Below are 15,961 nucleotides of genomic sequence, written 5' to 3'. Positions count from 1 at the left end.
GGAGGACTCCGATGAGCCTGGACGACGACGTCATCCTCGGCGGGACACCACGAGCGGCGCCCGCGACCCTTGTTCTCTCGTCCGAGCGGGTCCTGATCGAGGGCGAGCTCCAGCCGGCGGTCCTGAGCCTCCAGGACGGCAGGGTCCACCAGGTGTGGTGGGGCTCCGCCGACCCCGCGCGGGCCGGGGTCACCGGGGAGACGGTCGCGCTGGGCAGCCGGGTGGTGCTGCCAGGCATGGTCGACACGCAGGTCCGGGTGGACGAGCCCGGCCAGCACGCGGGCGAAGGGTTCGCGTCCGCGACGCGGGCGGCGGCGCTCGGCGGCGTCAGCACGATCCTGGACCTGTCGCTCGCCGCCCTCCCGCCCACCACCACGGTGCGTGCACTGGACGCCAGGCGCGCGGCGGCCGAGACCGCGCGAGCGCGGGGCGACCTGCACTGCGACGTCGGCTTCTGGGGCGCTGCCGTCCCCGGGAACGCCGAGGACCTCGAGCCGCTGTGGGCCGCCGGCGTGCTCGGCTTCCGGTGTTCCGTCGCAGGCTCGGGCGGGCCGGAGCTCCCGCCGCTCGCGCCGGACGAGCTGCTGGACGCCATGGGCCGGATCGCCTGGTTCGGCGGGCTGCTCGCTGTGCATGCCGAGGGCCCGACGGCGCTGGCCGGCCTGCTCGACGCCGTCCGCGAGACCGGCGCGCGCACCCACGTGCCGCACGTGTCCTCCGCGCGGACACTCGACCTGATCGTCCGGGCCAAGGACGAGGGCCTGCCCGTCACCGCCGAGACCTGCCACCACAACCTGGTCCTCGACGCGAGAGCCCGCTCCGACGGCGCCGCCACCACCGGTACGTGCTGCCCGTCCGGCCGTGACAGAGGCGACCAGGACGCGCTCTGGCAGGGGCTTCGGGAGGGCGTCCTCGACGGCGTGGGCGGCGTCGGCTCGGCCCGGCACGGCGGGCTGGCGGCCCTGGCTGCTGCTGCCCGACGCCGGGACGTGTCCCTGGCGGACGTCTCCCGCTGGACCTCGGCGAACGCCGCAGCGCTCGTGGGCCTGGACCGTGGGCCGCGGCGGAAGGGAGCGATCACCGAGGGCGCCGCAGCGGACCTGATCGTCTACGACCCCGTGGCGGGCACCACGTTCCCGGCGGCTCGGGGCGCGGTCGACCCCTCGCCGGCGGAGTCGGCACCCTGCCTGCTCAGGCGGCCCGACGCCACGCGTTAGAGCAGCCGGACCGACCGGCCGTGCGGGTCGGCGAGTGCCACCGGTTCACCGTCCCGGGCCAGGATGAACTGGGGTGAGAGGCCTTCGGGGAGCTGCGCCGCGACGTCGGGCAGGACGGTCCAGCCCTCGTTGCTGAGCCACACCACGCCGTGGCTCCGGCGCAGGTCGCTCATGGTGGCGGCGAACGCGGACTTCTCTGTCTCCGTGAGATAGCAGAGCACCGCCGAGTGCAGCACCACCACCGTGGCCCCGGCCGGCGCGGCGTCGACGAGGTCGCGCAGGCCGACCAGCAGATCACCCTTGATCACGCGCGGCGGGTCGGTCGCCACCACGCGGGCGGCGGCACGCAACGTCTCGAGCCGGTCGGTGTGCTCGGGCCACACGAGGGCTTCAAGCCAGGCGAGGTCGGCAGGGTCACGCACGTCCAGCGGGTTCAGGTCGAGGCCGGCGCGCCAGATGATCTCGGGCATCCGCACGGGCACCGGGCCCTCGATGGCGCAGGGCAGCAGCACCTCGCTCGGGCCGCCGGCAGGGTCGACGCGGGCCCGGGTGCCGTCCGGTGAGGTGTACTCGTAGGAGTACCGGTCGGGCAAGAGGCACAGCCCCGCTGACGCGCCCACCTCGATCAGCGCGACCGGTGCGTCGAGCGCCGCGAGCGCTGGCAGGAAGGTCGCGCAGCGCCGCGGCTCGTTCGTCTGGGTGGTGCGGGCGCGCATCTCCCGCTCGACGTCGTGCCAGGCGTCCAGCAGCCACGGTCGCACCTCGGCCCAGCGTGCGGACGGTGCTCCGACCAGCCGGGCCGCCGCGAACAGCAGGTTGGGCTGCCGCCTGGCCGGCGGCAACGCGTCGAGCAGGGAGCACAGCTCTGGATCGGCGGCGACGCCCCGCGCCCAGTCCTGGTAGGTCGGTGACCTTCCGTTCAGGGCCTGGCTCTCGGCGAACTTGGCGTAGACGGCAGCTGTGTCCATGCAGGTCACGCTACTCAGTGAGCGTCCGGCCGCTGCTGAAGCGCCGTCGAAACGCTGTGGGAGCATCGAAGGGTGATCAACCCCAGCGACGAGCCCGGTACCAAGCCCAGCATGCCCTCCGAGCCGGACGACGATGCCTGGCTCGCCCGCGCCGTCGATGTCGCCACGCAGAACGTGGCCGACGGCGGTGGCCCCTTCGGGGCCGTCGTCGTGCGAGCGGGAGCCGAGGTGGTGGCCGAAGGGAACCGGGTCACCCGTGACCTCGATCCCACTGCCCACGCCGAGGTGGTGGCGATCCGGGCCGCGTGCCGTGCCCTGAACACGTTCTCCCTGGCCGGGACCACGCTCTACGCATCGTGCGAGCCCTGCCCGCTGTGCCTGTCGGCGGCGCTGTGGGCCCGCGTGGACCGGGTCGTGTTCGCCGCGAACCGTCACGACGCCGACCGGGCAGGCTTCGACGACCGCGAGTTCTACGAGCTGCTCGCGCGTGACCGGTCGACGTGGCCCAGCCCCGTCGTCGAGCACCGGATCCCCCGAGCGGATGCCCCTTTCGAGGCCTGGCGAGCACTCCCGTCACGCGACCAGTACTGACGAGAACGGGGTTGTGTTCGTTGCGCGCGGGGCGGCGCACACAACCCCGTTCTCGGTCACCGGCGTCGGCACCGGGGCGGGATCGGGCGGCCCGGTGACCAACGCTCGCGGTCCAGCACGGACCGGACGGTATCGATCATCATGCTGCCCTCGTGGACCTGCCGGGTGAAGAACCGGAGCAGCACGTGCCGGCCGTCGCGAAGCAGCCCGTTCTGGCGGACGGCGTCCCGGCGCACCTGGTCCGGCGAGGTGTGGAACTCGTCGCTGTCCAGCTCGACCAGCAGCCAGCGGCCGTCCCCGGGGTACCAGGCCAGGTCGGCACGGCCGAGAAACCGGCCCGTGGCATCGAACAGGTCGCGTTGCAGGTCGTCGGGTCCTATCCCGGCGTCCACCAGGCGTAGCCGTGCGGCTGACTCGACCGGCGACTGCGAAAGGCCGGTGGCCTCACCCCACCAGGTGTGCGACACGGTGCAGTGCCGCCGGTTCTCGGCGAGCCGCTGTGCTCTGCGCAGGCCGGACGGCGTGAGGATCCGCTTGTTCAGGAGCGAGTCCATGACCGCCACCCCGTGCGTGCGGCCGAGCATGGGCAGCGCCTGGACAAGGGCATGGGCCGGCTCGGCAGCGAGATGGTCGGCCACGGCCACACGGGGGAACCCCCGGTACTGCCGGAGGAGGATCCCGTCGCGCGGCGCACGACCGGACCCGGTAGGGAACGCGGCTTCTGGCGTGATGTCCGGGGGCAGTCCGGCGACTCCGAGGAGCGCGAGCGCACAGGCGCCGACCGCGGCCGATCCCGGGTAGGCGAGCAGCGCCAGCCAGGCCGAGCGGAGTCGGCTCAGGTCATACGGGTGCAGGTCGGGGTTCGGCCGACCCGTGTCGAAGACCCCACGCGTCGGTCTCTGCCAGCGGCCGGCGGCTATCAGCCGACGCCGGCGCCCGTTGGTCACTCCGTGCACGTCGCACTGTGCGGACGAGACGAGCCCTGCCTGCCGGCGTGCCAGCACAAGGATCCCGTCGGGAAGGTCGTTCACCCCCAGATGACATCACACGACACCAGATGGTGCCGGTTCAAACGGCTAGGTGACAGCGGGGTTGTGTTCGTTGCGCGCGGGGCGGCGCACACAACCCCGTTCTCACCTGCTTTTTTCCTGGTGCTGGTCGCGGGGGTCATGGTTACGCTGGCTGTGCTCGACGAGCCCCAGCCGGAGGTGGCCCGATGAACGCAGCAGCCTGGGCCGTCCTCCTGACCGTTCTGGTGGCCGGGTGGGTGCTGCTCGACGGCGCGGTCCAGGGCGCCGGCGCGACCCTGCTCCAGGAGCGCAACCACGACGGCAGCGACCGGCGGCGCGAACCGGCAGAGCGGCGCGTGGTCCTTGGTGCCGTCGGGCCGCTGCTGCTGCCTGGTGAGGCGTGGCTCGTGGCCGCCGTCGCGGTGCTGGTCGGTGTGCTCCCGCACGCCGGGGCAGAGCTGCTGGACGTCGGGTATCCCGTCACGATCACGTTCGTCGGGTCGTGGGTGCTGCGCGACGCCGGGATCTGGCTGCGCAGCAGGCGGCCGGGTCGGGTCTGGCGGGACGTGTGGGACGTCGTGCTGGTCGTGGCGAGCATCGTGCTCGCCGGGAGCTGGGGCGCTCTGCTCGGCGTCGCATGGGGGAGCGGTCTGGCGGCACTGATCCTCGGCATCGTGGCGGTGGTGGTGACGCGCCTGCACGGCGACGCCGTCGTCGCGTGGCGCCTGCGCCGGACGGGGCTGCTACCGGTGATCGTGACCTCGGTGATGATCACGGCTCCCGTGGTGGGCACTGCCGTCTCGGCGTGGCCACGGCTCGTCGAGGGCGGGCTCTCCGCGGAGGCCACGGCGTCGCTCGGGATCGTGGCGATCGTGGTGCTACCAGTGCTCCTCGCCCTCCAGGGTCTCGCGTGGTGGCTCGTGTCCCGACCTCTGGGCAGCCGGGACACGCTGTTCTTCTGACCGGCCGCCGGATCTTCGCCACAGGCCGGGGTGAGATGCCGGTAAAGTCCTGCACACCATGACGATGAAGAACCGCATAGTCTGCGCGCTGCTCGGTGCGCTGGCTGTTGCCACCGCGACCCTGCTCCTGCCGTGGCTCCCGGACGCGCTCGTTGGGCTGCTCGGCACCGGCGGCGTGCTGCTGTTCCTTGCCGCGCTGGTGCTGCCGACGAACACGCGCCAGCCGCCCGTGCACAGCCTGTCGATCCTCGACAAGGGCTACCTGACGCCCGCCGAGATCCACCAGATCCTCGGGATCTGGCTGCCGTCGGGCAGCTCTGCCCTCGACGCCAGGGACGCGCAGTGGACCGTCGCACGGCACGTCGCCAAGTGGCGCGCCGACCACGTGGTCAACGTGATGGACTACCACGGCGTCGTCGCCGAACGCCGGGTCGAGATGCTGTCGGTGGTGCAGTGGGTCGGCGTGCACCTCCTGCCCGCGTTCCTCGGCCTGATGTTCCTGATTCCCACGCTGGCGCTCAGCGGGTTCGAGAAGATCGGCAACAACTTTCTGCAGACGGTGCTGCTCTTCGCGATCTGGGGCACCGTCGCGCTGATCGCGCGCGGTGTGCTCGAGAAGCACGTGATCCACCGGTTCGTGTGGGAGCCGGAGCTGACGCCGGACGGCACCAGGTTCGTCGAGCGCTGAGCGCTCGCGAAGGTGTCGAGCGCTGAACGTGCCGGAGTGTCGGTGACTAGGGGCAGAATGACCGTGTGCCCCTGTACCGAGACGACGCGATCGTGCTGCGTACCCACAAGCTGGGTGAGGCGGACCGCATCATCACGTTCCTGACGCGGGAGCACGGCAAGGTTCGTGGCGTGGGCAAGGGCGTGCGGCGCACGTCGTCCAAGTTCGGGGCGCGGCTGGAGCCGTTCATGGCCGTCGACGTGCAGTTCCACACGGGCCGTAGCCCGCGGCCCGGCATGGGGCTCGACACCGTGACACAGGTCGAGACCATCGGGGCCTACGCGCGCGCCATCAGCCAGGACTACGGCCTGTACACGGCGGGCACCGTGATGCTGGAGGCGGCCGACCGGCTGGTCGCGCAGGAGCACGAGCCGTCGGTCCAGCAGTACTGGCTGCTCGCCGGCGGACTACGGGCCCTGTCGGAGCGCCACCATGACGCCAACCTCGTGCTGGACTCCTATCTGCTGCGCGCGCTCGCGGTGGCGGGCTGGGCGCCGTCGTTCGAGGACTGCGCGCGCTGCGGCGAGCCCGGGCCGCACCACTCGTTCAACGTTGCGCAGGGCGGCTCCGTCTGCCCACGTTGCCGGCCGCCGGGCTCGACAGCGCCCGCACCGGAGACCTTCGCCCTGTTGTCCTCGCTGCTCGCAGGGGACTGGGTGACCGCCGACGCGTCCGACGCGCGGCACCGCAAGGAGGCGAGCGGCCTCGTCGCCGCCTATGGCCAGTACTACCTGGAGAGAACGTTGCGATCGTTGAAGATGGTGGAGCGCTGATGGCCCGGACCGCGGGCCGCGACCTGGTGGCGCCCTTCCCGCACCCTTCGGGCGCGCGAGCCCCGCGTATCCCGAAGGAGTTCGTGCCGCGGCACGTCGCCGTCGTCATGGACGGCAACGGCCGGTGGGCCAACGCCAGGGGCCTGCCCCGCATCGAGGGGCACCGCGCGGGCGAGAAGTCGCTGCTCGACGTCGTCGCGGGGGCTGTCGACGTCGGCGTCGAGTACATCTCCGCGTACGCGTTCAGCACCGAGAACTGGAAGCGCTCGCCCGAGGAGGTGCGTTTCCTGATGGGCTTCACCCAGGAGGTGATGCGGCGCCAGTGCGACGTCATGGCGTCGTGGGGCGTGCGCATCCGCTGGGCCGGGCGCCGCCCCAAGCTGTGGAAGTCAGTGATCAACGTGCTGCAGGAGGCAGAGGAGCGCACCAAGCACAACGACCTCTGCACCCTGACGATGTGCGTCAACTACGGCGGCAGGGCCGAGCTCGCCGACGCCGCAGCGGCCATGGCCCGGGACGCCGCCGCCGGCACGCTGGACCCGAGGCGCGTCAACGAGAAGACCGTGCAGCGGTACCTGTACCTGGCGGACCTGCCCGACGTGGACCTGTTCCTGCGCTCCTCCGGCGAGCAGCGCACGTCCAACTTCATGCTGTGGCAGGCGGCGTACGCCGAGATGGTGTTCCTCGACGAGCCGTGGCCCGACGTCGATCGTCGCCATCTCTGGCGCGCCGTCGAGGAGTACGCGCGACGCGACCGGCGCTACGGCGGTGCGCTGGACACGCCGCAGGCCGCTCTGTAACGGCAGGGTCCCGACAGGTTCGCCCAGCGAGGGCTGGAGCCGCCTCTGGGTGACTGTACGAATTCGGGGTCGGTTGCCCTGAGTAGATGATGTCTACTCAGGGCAACCGACCCCGAATTCGTAGGCCTACCCCGCCGGCGTTACTCGCCCAGCGTCGTGGCCAGGGAGTCGATCAGCTTCGGCATGCCCTCGGGGTACTGGACCGAGAGGGCGGTGGGCGGCGAGACCGCGGACACCGCGACGTGCTCGACGGGGGCTGGTCAACAAGGGCGCGAGCATTGTTCCCGGGTCGATCAGATGGCGTGTCTGCACCGATCATCCTGCCCGGGCTGCGCACGCCTCATCGCCCCGAACCTCCACCTACCAGGCCGGCGTAACGACGCGCCAGACCCGTCACGTGATTCATTTTGCAACTCCTTGCCGAAATTGGGTCTTGCAGCGCACGCTCACGCGCGAATACCGTTTGGTCGTTTCGAATGGTGCGAATCGAGCACGCAGGTGAATCGGTTAAATAGGGCCGTCTCCGAGTGGCTTCGGGTTCCTGAGATCCCTTAGGGTGCCGCGAAACGGGTTGGAGAACAGGCGGTTGCCGTTGTCCAACCCGCTTCATGTGTGGCAGGTTCGGGCGTGCGCAGCGGATCAGCCCAGAACGTTGGCGAGTTCGTCGACCAGTGCGGGCACACCGTCCGGGTAGTCGTACGAGAGCGCGGTCGGGGGGCCGACCGATGAGACGGGGATCGTGCCGGCGAGCTGGGCGAGCTTGCCTGCCTTGATGGCAGGGATCGCCTGCAGCTCGGGCTTGTCCGGAACCTCCGCGGCGAGCTCTTCAGTCTGGGAGTAGTTGACGACGACGTCCGACTCGAGCTTGTCGAGCTCCTCATAGGACAGGGTGTACGTGAACTCCTTGCCATCGGTGGTGTCGAGCTCGTCGACCGCCGGCGCAGTGGTGAAGCCGAGACGCTCCAGGAAGCCCGCGCGCGCGTCGGACGAGTTGTACACGTACACCGCATCGAGGTCCGGCGAGTCCCAGATCGCCGCGATGGTCTGGCCCTCGAACTCGGGGTGCTCCTCCGCGAGTCCGGCGAGGTACCCGTCGATGTCGGCCAGCACCTGCTCTCCCGCAGCGCTACGGCCGAGTGCCGCGGCGGTCAGTGTGATGGTGTCCTCCCACGACGTCTGCCACGGACCATCCGGGTAGGCGATGACCGGGGCGATCTCGCTGAGCAGGTCGTACTGCGCCTGCGTGATGCCCGAGTAGGTGGCGACGATGACGTCGGGCTCGGCGGCCGCAAACTCCTCGTAGGGCACCGAGGCGCCGGCCTCGGCATCGGTCAGCACGGTGGGGTGCTCGACGCCGGCCTCGTCGTAGGCGTCCTCGACCCACGGCAGGAGGTTGCCTTCGCCGACGGTCCAGGTCTGCTCGGCGACGGCGACGGGGTGGACGCCCGCCGCGATCGCGGCCTCGGTCGAGCCCCATCCCCATGTGGCGACGCGCTCGGGCGCCTCCTCGATGGTGGTCTCGCCGAGGGCGTGCTCGATGGTCAGGGGGAACTCGTCGGTCGCACCGGAAGCGTTGCCCGACGGCGTCGCGCCGTCGGCGGTCGGAGCTTCGGACGCGCAGCCCGACAGGGCGAGGGCGGACGCGGCGACAAGGCCGACGGCCGCCGCGAGGGAACGGCGAGGGCGCACGGTATCTCCAGGATGTTCAGTCGATGACCGGCGGGCGCCGGTCCGGTGTGAGGTAACCCTAACCTCATTAGGTAACGACGATGTTGCGAAATTGTCCAGGTCCGAGGTGAGGAAAACCACTCACTTCGAGTGGTAGCGGCCCACCGGCACCACGAGGGGCGAGCCCGCGACCGGGTCGAGCACGACCTGGGCGCGCAGCCCGAAGGCCTCGTCCACCACCTCGCGCGTGAGCACGTCCGACGGCGCGCCCTCAGCGACGATCCGCCCCTTCGACATCACGACCAGGTGGTCCGCGTAGCGGGCGGCGAGGTTGAGCTCGTGCAGCACCATCGCCACGGTGGTGCCGCGGTCGCGGTTCAGCTCCGTGAGCAGGTCCAGCAGCTCGAGCTGGTGGCGTACGTCGAGGAACGTCGTCGGTTCGTCGAGCAGCACGATGTCCGTCTGCTGCGCCAGGACCATGGCGATCCACACGCGCTGGCGCTGACCGCCCGACAGCTCGGCGACCGGCCGGTCCGCGAGGTCCGCTACCCCCGTCGACTCCAGCGCGGTGGTGACCACGGCGTCGTCGTCGGACGAGTGGCGGCCGAACCAGCCCTGGTGCGGGTACCGGCCGCGGCTCACCAGCTCGGCGACCCGCACGCCGTCCGGCGCGATCGACGACTGCGGCAGCATGCCGACCTTGCGGGCCAGCTCCTTGCGGGGCATCGCCGTGATGTCGGCGCCGTCAAGGGTGATGCGGCCGCCGTCGAGCGGGTGCAGGCGGGCCAGGCCACGCAGCAGCGTGGACTTGCCGCAGGCGTTCGGCCCGACGATCGCGGTGATCTTGCCGTCGGGCAGCGTCAGGTCGAGGCCCTCGATGACACGTAGGCCGTCGTAGCCAAGGCTGACGCTCTCGGCGCGCAGGTTGGTCATCGGCTCCTCTTCTCGGTCGTGGCGAGCAGCCACAGCAGGTAGGGGGCGCCCACGAGCCCCGTGACGATGCCGACGGGCGCGGCGACGCCGAGCAGCGCGTGCTGCCCGACGACGTCTGCCACCAGGGTGAGGGCGGCCCCCGTTGCGGTGGACGCGGCGAGCGCGGCGCCGCCGTCGTTCACCAGCCGGCGGGCGATGGCGGGGGCGACAAGGGCGACGAACGCGATCGGTCCGGCGGCGCTGGTCGCGAGGGCGACGAGCGCCACCGCGAGCAGCAGCGTGCCGATCCGGGCGGCGTCGACGTGCACACCGAGGGAGCGCGCGTTGTCGTCCCCGAGCGAGAGCGGCCCCTGCGTCCGCGCGACGACGACGACCGCGGCGGACAGCACGAGGGTGCCGACGGCGACGAGCGCGAGCTGGTCGCCGCGGATGTCGGACACCGAGCCGACGGTCCAGATGAGGACCCCCGCCGCCTCTTTCTCCTCCGCGCGGGCCATGGACCAGGCGACCAGGGACGAGCAGAGGTAGGCGAACCCGACTCCGACCAGCACGAACCTGATCGAGTGCAGGCCCTTGCGCCAGGCCAGCAGCCAGATCGCCAGCGCGACGAGGCCTGCGCCGCCGAAGGCCATGCCGGACAGCGCCACCCCGCTCATGCCCAGGGCGAGCAGGCCGGTCACGGCGCCGAGGCTCGCGCCGCTCGAGATGCCGAGGATGTCGGGCGAGGCGAGCGGGTTGCGCAGGGTCGACTGGAACAGGGCACCGGCCAGACCGAACGCCGCGCCGACCACGACGGCCGCCTCGATGCGGGGCAGTCGCAGCTTCTGGATGATGAAGACGTCGCCCTTGTCGCCGAGGCCCAGGACGCCGGCGATGGCCTGGCCCGGGGTCAGCCCCGCGGCGCCGACCAGCAGGGCACCGGTCCCGGCGACGAGCACCACCAGGATCATCCCGGCCACGACGAAGACGTGCCGCCGGCGGCGGACGGTGCGCAGGTCGGCGACGACGGTCTCGAGTGCGTCGGTGGTCATCAGGCTCCCACCAGGTTCCTGCTACGGGCGACGGCGATCAGCACCGGGGCGCCGAGGAGCGCGGCGACGACGCCGGCCTCGAGCTCCGAGTTGGGCAGGATGAGCCGGCCGAGGACGTCGGCGGCCAGCAGCATCACGGGGCCGAGGAGCACGGCGATGCCCATGACCCAGCGGTAGTCCGTGCCGACCAGACGGCGTGCCGCGTGGGGCACCACCAGCCCGACCAGCGCGATCGGCCCGGCGAGCGACGTCGCCGTGCCCGCGAGCAGCACGATGGCGATCGCCGAGAGGGTCCGGGTGGTGCCCACCCGTTGGCCGAGTGCCGTCGCGACGTCGTCGCCGAGGGCCAGCATGTTGAGCCGGTGCGAGAGCACGGCGGCGAGGACCACGCCGACCAGGATGAACGGCCACAGCCAGGCGACGGTGTCCAGGCCGCGACCCGTCAGGGAGCCGACCGACCAGAAGCGGTACAGGTTGAACGCCTGCTGGTCCTGCAGCAGGACGAGCGTGATGAGCGGCGTGATGAGCGCGGTCACGGCGGCGCCGACCAGCGCGAGCCGCACGGGCTGGCCGCGGCCCACCGAGAACACGATCGCCGCGGCGCCGGCGGCGCCGAGGAACGCGAACCACACGTAGCCGATCGGCGACGTGATGCCGAACAGCCAGACCGCGCAGACGACGGCGAGCGAGGCGCCGGAGTTCAGGCCCAGCAGACCGGGGTCGGCGATCGGGTTGCGCGTGACGCCCTGGATCAGGGTGCCCGCGGCGCCGAGCGCCACCCCGGCCGCGAGACCGACGATGGTGCGCGGCAGCCGCTGGTCCAGCACGACGGAGTGGTCCATGAACCCGGCGACCGGCGCCGTCAGTGCCCGCCAGACCTCCGCGGGGTTGATGTCGCGGACGCCGAGCGCGAGGCTCGCGAGGATGACCAGCAGCAGGGCGGTGAGCGCCGTGGCCAACGCGAACGTTCTGCGTCGGGCACGGTGGGCTACGGCTTCCGCACCCTCACGGCGTCCCGCGGGCGCTGCCGCAGGTGAGGTAAGCATTGCCTAAGTCTTCCACAATGCCTGGCATGGTCGGTACGCACTCCGGGTCAGGAGTAGGAGTCGCAGCCCCAGCCGTCGCCGTCAGCGTCGAGGCGGTGGTAGTCCTTGGACCCCACCCAGACCGTCTTGCCGATGTCAGGGCAGTCGAGGTCGCGGTTGGTCGACGAGACCGGGCACTGCCACCGGCCCTTGGCGTAGACACAGACGGCGTCGGTGGACCTGTCGGACTGGTTGAAGCTGTTGCCCGCGTACTTGACGATCCACGTGCCCGACCGGGTCGCCGTGAACTGACGGGTGTAGCTGCCGGTGCTGCTGGTCCGGACCGTCGCGACCTTGCGGGCCGAGTCCTGTCCGGCGGGGTCGAAGTGGACGGTGACGATCTTGCGGGGCATGAGGCGCCACTGCCCGCCCCTCTTGTGCTTGAGGGTTCCCTTGACGGTGATGGTCTTCTTCTTGGCGACCGGCTCGGGCTTGGCGTTCGCCGTGAGGCTCGTGTCGTACTTGGCCGTGAGGCCTGGAGCGGGTGCGGACTCCGCGTAGGCGGGGGCGGCTGCCGTCAGGGTGAGCGCGAGAACGCTCACGAGGGCGACGGTGGTTCGGCGGATCATGGGGGTCCAACCTCTTCTGGGGGCTCGTGGTGCCGGGAGCGGCACGCTACGGGCTGGGAGTGCCCCAAGTCGCTCAAACTGGCCCGATTCGGCCGGACCTCACCCGGGTGATCGTCGCGGGGGGTCGGCGGCCGGCGCGCTCCCCTGGGGGAGTGCCTACACCTGCGGGGTCGGTTGCGCGGAGTAGACATAGTCAACGCAGCGCAACTCATCCCGAACTCGTGGTGTCACCCTGGCCGCGAGGTTGTCCACAGGCGAGTGCCGGCACCCCGGCGTTCTCCGGCCGCTCCGGGCACGATGGGGCGCGTGAACAGTGACGGCGCAGAGGTGAACGTGGCACGGCTCGTGAAGGGCGCTCGACACGCCGCGCGGCAGACGCAGGCGGGCCTGGCCAAGCGCGCCGGTGTCTCGCGCGGCACCGTCGCGGCGATCGAGACCGGCGCGCGCTCGCCGTCGTGGGAGATGTTGTCGGTGCTCCTGGCGGCCGCGGGAAAGCAGATGCGGATCGAGCTCGAGCCGCTCGACGACGACGTGCGGCGCGCCGTCAGCGCTCACAGTGGCGACACGAGCGCAGCGGACGACCTGAGCATGACGCTGTCGCTCATGGAAGGGCTGGTCGACCTGGAGTACCGCTTCGAAGGGCTCGCCGCCGCGGCACTGCTCGGTGCGCCGATCTCTCTGGCCGACCCGATCGAGCTCGCGCTGCCCGACGGCCCTGAGGCCGTGGAGTGGCTCGCCGCCCTCGTGCGAACCGGGGCGGCCGCTGTGACGCCTGTGGGCCGAGCGCACCCGTTGGACGGCGTCAGGACCGCCGAAGGGGTCGCTCGGCTCGTCGAGCTCGGCGAGGGCGGACGGTTCACGCTCGAGATCTGGCTCCGCACGTTCCTGGTGCGCTTCGCACCGCCCGAGGTCGCGGGGCGGGCGGTTCTCGTCGTGGGCGAGCAGGCGCCGCTGCGCGCTCAGCCCCTGCACGAGATCGAGACGACCGACCGAGACGCCGCGCGCGTCCTGCGGCTGCTGCGGGAGCAGGCACAGGACGCGCGCGGATAGCCGTCGGTCGAGCCCGTCGAGGTCTCTCAGGCCCCGACGAGGTGACCGGCCAGGTAGCTGACCACCTTGTCCAGCGCCACGCGCTCCTGCTGCATGGAGTCGCGGTGCCGGATGGTGACCGCCTGGTCGTCGAGGGTGTCGAAGTCGACAGTGATGCAGAACGGCGTACCGATCTCGTCCTGTCGGCGGTAGCGCTTGCCGATCGCCTGCGTCACGTCGTAGTCGACGTTCCAGTACTTGCGCAGCTCCGCCGCAAGGGCCTCGGACGCCGGGAGCAGGTCCGCCGTCTTGGACAGCGGCAGCACTGCTGCCTTGACAGGGGCCAGGCGCGGGTCGAGGCGCAGCACCGTGCGCTTGTCGACGCCGCCCTTGGTGTTCGGCGCCTCGTCCTCTGCGTAGGCCTCGACGAGGAAGGCCATGAGGGACCTGGTCAGGCCGGCGGCCGGCTCGATGACGTACGGGTAGTACTTCTCGTTCGACACCGGGTCGCGGTACATCAGGTCCTTGCCGGAGTTCTCCGAGTGGGTCTTCAGGTCGAAGTCGGTCCGGTTCGCGATGCCCTCGAGCTCGCCCCACTCGCTGCCCTGGAAGCCGAAGCGGTACTCGATGTCCACGGTGCGGGTCGAGTAGTGCGACAGCTTGTCCTTGGGGTGCTCGAAGTGGCGCAGGTTGTCGGCAGAGATGCCGAGGTCCGTGTACCAGCTCGTGCGGTGGTCGATCCAGTACTGGTGCCACTCCTCGTCCTCGCCGGGCTTGACGAAGAACTCCATCTCCATCTGCTCGAACTCGCGCGTGCGGAAGATGAAGTTGCCTGGCGTGATCTCGTTGCGGAACGACTTGCCGATCTGGCCGATGCCGAACGGCGGCTTCTTGCGGGCCGCCGCGGCGACGTTGGCAAAGTTCACGAAGATGCCCTGTGCCGTCTCGGGGCGCAGGTAGTGCAGGCCGGACTCGTCCTCGACGGGCCCGAGGTACGTCTTCAGCATCATGTTGAAGTCGCGCGGCTCCGTCCACTGGCCGCGGGTGCCGCAGTTGACGCACACGAGGTCGGTCAGCGGCACGGAGTCGGGGTCGTCGATGCCCTTCTTCTCCGCGTGCGCCTCCTGCATCTGGTCGACGCGGTACCGCTTGTGGCACGAGAGGCACTCGGTGAGCGGGTCGGTGAACACGCCGACGTGGCCGGAGGCCACCCACACCTGGCGGGGCAGGATCACCGAAGAGTCGAGGCCGACGATGTCGTCGCGGCTCGTGACCGTCGAACGCCACCACTGCCGCTTGATGTTCTCCTTGAGCTCCACGCCGAGGGGGCCGTAGTCCCACGCCGAACGCGTTCCGCCGTAGATCTCACCCGACGGGAAGACGAAACCTCGTCGCTTGGCGAGCGAGACGACGGCGTCGAGCTTGGCGGTCTGCGCAGAGCGCACTGACTTGTCGGACACGAGGGCTCTCTCCAGGGGACAGGCGGGAAACAATGTCTGCCAAGCCTACCGTTCGCTCTCGTCGGTCGAGCCTGTCGGGACCCGCGTGACCGACCTCTCGCCAGGGATCTTTGACAACCGTTCTCAACAAGCGTGAGAATCGTTCTCATGACATCGTTCCGCGCCGCCGGCGCCACCCTGACCAGCCTCGCTCTCGCCGCCACGGTGACCCTCGCGGGCTGTTCGACCGAGGGGGCAACCGGCTCCGCCGACGAGTCCGACGGCGTCACCGTCCTCGCGTCGTTCTACCCGCTCCAGTACGTGGCGCAGCAGATCGGCGGCGACCTGGTCACCGTCAGCAACCTCACGCCACCGGCCGCGGAGCCGCACGACCTCGAGCTCTCGCCGGCACAGGTGCGCGAGATCGGCACCGCGGACCTGGTCGTCTACCTGTCCGGCTTCCAGAACGCCGTCGACGAGGGCGTCGACGCCCGCGCGCCCGAGCACGTGATCGACGCGGCGGGACCTGCCGGGCTCGCGGAGCACGCGGAGGAGGAGCACGAGGGCGAGACCGAGGAGGAGCATGCCGAGCACGCCGACGAGGCGGGTGACGGCCACGACCACGGCGCGACCGACCCTCACTTCTGGCTGGACCCGAGCCGGCTCGCCGCCGTCGGGCAGGCCGTGGCGGACGAGCTGGCCGAGGTGGACCCGGAGCACGCGGAGGAGTACGCCGCAGGCGCGCTGCGCCTGGGGCAGCAGCTCGACGAGCTGGACCAGGAGCTCGCGGACGGGCTCGCCGCCTGCCAGGGCGCCACGCTCGTGACGAGCCATGCCGCGTTCGGCTACCTCGCCGACCGGTACGCGCTGGAGCAGGTGGGCATCTCCGAGCTCGACCCCGAGGTGGAGCCCTCCCCGGCCCGCCTGCGCGAGATCGGCGACCTCGTGGAGGAGCGCGGCATCGAGACCCTGTACTCGGAGACCCTCGTGAGCCCCAAGGTCACCGAGACGCTCGCCTCCGACCTGGGCGTCGACACCGCGGTGCTCGACCCGCTGGAGGGCCTGTCCGAGGACGCGACGGCCGCCGGCGACGACTACGTCTCCGTGATGCGGGCCAACCTGGCTGCGCTGGAGGAAGGTCTGGTCTGCGAATGACGGA

General features: G+C 71.1%; 16 protein-coding genes. 8 read left to right on the top strand and 8 right to left on the bottom strand.

Going from position 1 to position 15,961, the window contains the following annotated elements:
- The first annotated feature begins 11 nt into the window (after positions 1 to 11).
- Positions 12 to 1,217: an amidohydrolase family protein gene (locus ACFS27_RS03690; protein ID WP_377180466.1), complete on the top strand. Its 1,206-nt coding sequence runs from the start codon at positions 12 to 14 to the stop codon at positions 1,215 to 1,217.
- Here ACFS27_RS03690 and ACFS27_RS03685 read toward each other — a convergent pair.
- Entirely contained in the window at positions 1,214 to 2,185 is a 972-nt protein-coding gene (locus tag ACFS27_RS03685; protein WP_377180464.1) for a DUF2332 domain-containing protein, read from the bottom strand. The two genes, ACFS27_RS03690 and ACFS27_RS03685, sit on opposite strands and share 4 nt — an antisense overlap.
- Before the next feature lie 111 nt (positions 2,186 to 2,296).
- Here ACFS27_RS03685 and ACFS27_RS03680 point away from each other — a divergent pair, with 111 nt between their 5' ends.
- A complete protein-coding gene (locus ACFS27_RS03680) occupies positions 2,297 to 2,776 on the top strand; it encodes a nucleoside deaminase (protein WP_377183582.1) in 480 nt (159 codons plus the stop codon).
- A 56-nt stretch (positions 2,777 to 2,832) separates the two neighbouring features.
- Here ACFS27_RS03680 and ACFS27_RS03675 read toward each other — a convergent pair whose 3' ends face one another.
- Positions 2,833 to 3,807, bottom strand: coding sequence for a hypothetical protein (locus tag ACFS27_RS03675; RefSeq protein WP_377180462.1), 975 nt, complete (start codon positions 3,805 to 3,807; stop codon positions 2,833 to 2,835).
- Positions 3,808 to 3,992: 185 nt separating this feature from the next.
- Between ACFS27_RS03675 and ACFS27_RS03670 the strand changes: the two genes are divergently transcribed.
- The 4 genes from ACFS27_RS03670 to ACFS27_RS03655 all read left to right on the top strand — a co-directional run bounded on the left by ACFS27_RS03670 (position 3,993) and on the right by ACFS27_RS03655 (position 7,048).
- On the top strand, positions 3,993 to 4,748 hold the full coding sequence (locus ACFS27_RS03670; RefSeq protein ID WP_377180460.1) for a cytochrome d ubiquinol oxidase subunit II: 756 nt from the start codon (positions 3,993 to 3,995) through the stop codon (positions 4,746 to 4,748).
- A gap of 64 nt (positions 4,749 to 4,812) precedes the next feature.
- Complete coding sequence (locus tag ACFS27_RS03665) at positions 4,813 to 5,436, top strand: hypothetical protein (RefSeq protein WP_377180458.1); 624 nt, start codon at positions 4,813 to 4,815, stop codon at positions 5,434 to 5,436.
- 65 nt (positions 5,437 to 5,501) lie between these two features.
- Entirely contained in the window at positions 5,502 to 6,248 is a 747-nt protein-coding gene (recO, locus tag ACFS27_RS03660) for a DNA repair protein RecO (protein ID WP_377180456.1), read from the top strand.
- Positions 6,248 to 7,048, top strand: coding sequence for an isoprenyl transferase (locus ACFS27_RS03655; RefSeq protein WP_377180454.1), 801 nt, complete (start codon positions 6,248 to 6,250; stop codon positions 7,046 to 7,048). Before recO ends, ACFS27_RS03655 begins: the two co-directional genes overlap by 1 nt.
- Before the next feature lie 639 nt (positions 7,049 to 7,687).
- On the opposite strand, the gene ACFS27_RS03650 is transcribed toward ACFS27_RS03655, so the two are convergent.
- The 5 genes from ACFS27_RS03650 to ACFS27_RS03630 form a co-directional block, all read right to left on the bottom strand.
- Positions 7,688 to 8,737 (bottom strand): iron-siderophore ABC transporter substrate-binding protein, encoded by a 1,050-nt coding sequence (locus ACFS27_RS03650; protein WP_377180452.1) that lies wholly within the window; start codon positions 8,735 to 8,737, stop codon positions 7,688 to 7,690.
- A gap of 120 nt (positions 8,738 to 8,857) precedes the next feature.
- Positions 8,858 to 9,649: an ABC transporter ATP-binding protein gene (locus tag ACFS27_RS03645; RefSeq protein ID WP_377180450.1), complete on the bottom strand. Its 792-nt coding sequence runs from the start codon at positions 9,647 to 9,649 to the stop codon at positions 8,858 to 8,860.
- The gene (locus tag ACFS27_RS03640) at positions 9,646 to 10,680 is read right to left on the bottom strand and encodes a FecCD family ABC transporter permease (protein ID WP_377180448.1); all 1,035 of its coding nucleotides are present in this window, start codon (positions 10,678 to 10,680) and stop codon (positions 9,646 to 9,648) included. The genes ACFS27_RS03645 and ACFS27_RS03640 overlap by 4 nt, the downstream gene beginning before the upstream one ends.
- On the bottom strand, positions 10,680 to 11,726 hold the full coding sequence (locus tag ACFS27_RS03635) for a FecCD family ABC transporter permease (protein ID WP_377180446.1): 1,047 nt from the start codon (positions 11,724 to 11,726) through the stop codon (positions 10,680 to 10,682). The genes ACFS27_RS03640 and ACFS27_RS03635 overlap by 1 nt, the downstream gene beginning before the upstream one ends.
- Positions 11,727 to 11,773: 47 nt before the next feature.
- Entirely contained in the window at positions 11,774 to 12,334 is a 561-nt protein-coding gene (locus ACFS27_RS03630; protein ID WP_377180444.1) for a hypothetical protein, read from the bottom strand.
- Between the two features lie 306 nt (positions 12,335 to 12,640).
- Between ACFS27_RS03630 and ACFS27_RS03625 the strand changes: the two genes are divergently transcribed.
- Positions 12,641 to 13,384, top strand: coding sequence for a helix-turn-helix transcriptional regulator (locus ACFS27_RS03625; protein WP_377180442.1), 744 nt, complete (start codon positions 12,641 to 12,643; stop codon positions 13,382 to 13,384).
- A gap of 26 nt (positions 13,385 to 13,410) precedes the next feature.
- Here ACFS27_RS03625 and ACFS27_RS03620 read toward each other — a convergent pair whose 3' ends face one another.
- Positions 13,411 to 14,823 carry a glycine--tRNA ligase gene (locus ACFS27_RS03620; RefSeq protein ID WP_377180440.1) on the bottom strand — a complete coding sequence of 471 codons (1,413 nt, stop codon included), beginning with the start codon at positions 14,821 to 14,823 and terminating at the stop codon, positions 13,411 to 13,413.
- 147 nt (positions 14,824 to 14,970) lie between these two features.
- Between ACFS27_RS03620 and ACFS27_RS03615 the strand changes: the two genes are divergently transcribed.
- The gene (locus tag ACFS27_RS03615) at positions 14,971 to 15,957 is read left to right on the top strand and encodes a metal ABC transporter substrate-binding protein (RefSeq protein WP_377180438.1); all 987 of its coding nucleotides are present in this window, start codon (positions 14,971 to 14,973) and stop codon (positions 15,955 to 15,957) included.
- The last annotated feature ends 4 nt before the right edge of the window (positions 15,958 to 15,961 follow it).

This window comes from Promicromonospora vindobonensis (assembly GCF_042685865.1).
Lineage (GTDB): Bacteria > Actinomycetota > Actinomycetes > Actinomycetales > Cellulomonadaceae > Promicromonospora > Promicromonospora vindobonensis.
Note: the sequence above shows the minus strand (reverse complement) of the source record. Positions and strands in the feature narration are given on the sequence as shown.

What these genes read in the sequence shown, in the direction of transcription:
- ACFS27_RS03690 (WP_377180466.1), top strand. Translation starts at nt 12, where the DNA reads ATGAGCCTGGACGACGACGTCATCCTCGGCGGGACACCACGAGCGGCG.
- ACFS27_RS03685 (WP_377180464.1), bottom strand. Translation starts at nt 2,185, where the DNA reads ATGGACACAGCTGCCGTCTACGCCAAGTTCGCCGAGAGCCAGGCCCTG.
- ACFS27_RS03680 (WP_377183582.1), top strand. Translation starts at nt 2,297, where the DNA reads ATGCCCTCCGAGCCGGACGACGATGCCTGGCTCGCCCGCGCCGTCGAT.
- ACFS27_RS03670 (WP_377180460.1), top strand. Translation starts at nt 3,993, where the DNA reads ATGAACGCAGCAGCCTGGGCCGTCCTCCTGACCGTTCTGGTGGCCGGG.
- ACFS27_RS03665 (WP_377180458.1), top strand. Translation starts at nt 4,813, where the DNA reads ATGAAGAACCGCATAGTCTGCGCGCTGCTCGGTGCGCTGGCTGTTGCC.
- ACFS27_RS03655 (WP_377180454.1), top strand. Translation starts at nt 6,248, where the DNA reads ATGGCCCGGACCGCGGGCCGCGACCTGGTGGCGCCCTTCCCGCACCCT.
- ACFS27_RS03645 (WP_377180450.1), bottom strand. Translation starts at nt 9,649, where the DNA reads ATGACCAACCTGCGCGCCGAGAGCGTCAGCCTTGGCTACGACGGCCTA.
- ACFS27_RS03640 (WP_377180448.1), bottom strand. Translation starts at nt 10,680, where the DNA reads ATGACCACCGACGCACTCGAGACCGTCGTCGCCGACCTGCGCACCGTC.
- ACFS27_RS03635 (WP_377180446.1), bottom strand. Translation starts at nt 11,726, where the DNA reads ATGCTTACCTCACCTGCGGCAGCGCCCGCGGGACGCCGTGAGGGTGCG.
- ACFS27_RS03630 (WP_377180444.1), bottom strand. Translation starts at nt 12,334, where the DNA reads ATGATCCGCCGAACCACCGTCGCCCTCGTGAGCGTTCTCGCGCTCACC.
- ACFS27_RS03615 (WP_377180438.1), top strand. Translation starts at nt 14,971, where the DNA reads ATGACATCGTTCCGCGCCGCCGGCGCCACCCTGACCAGCCTCGCTCTC.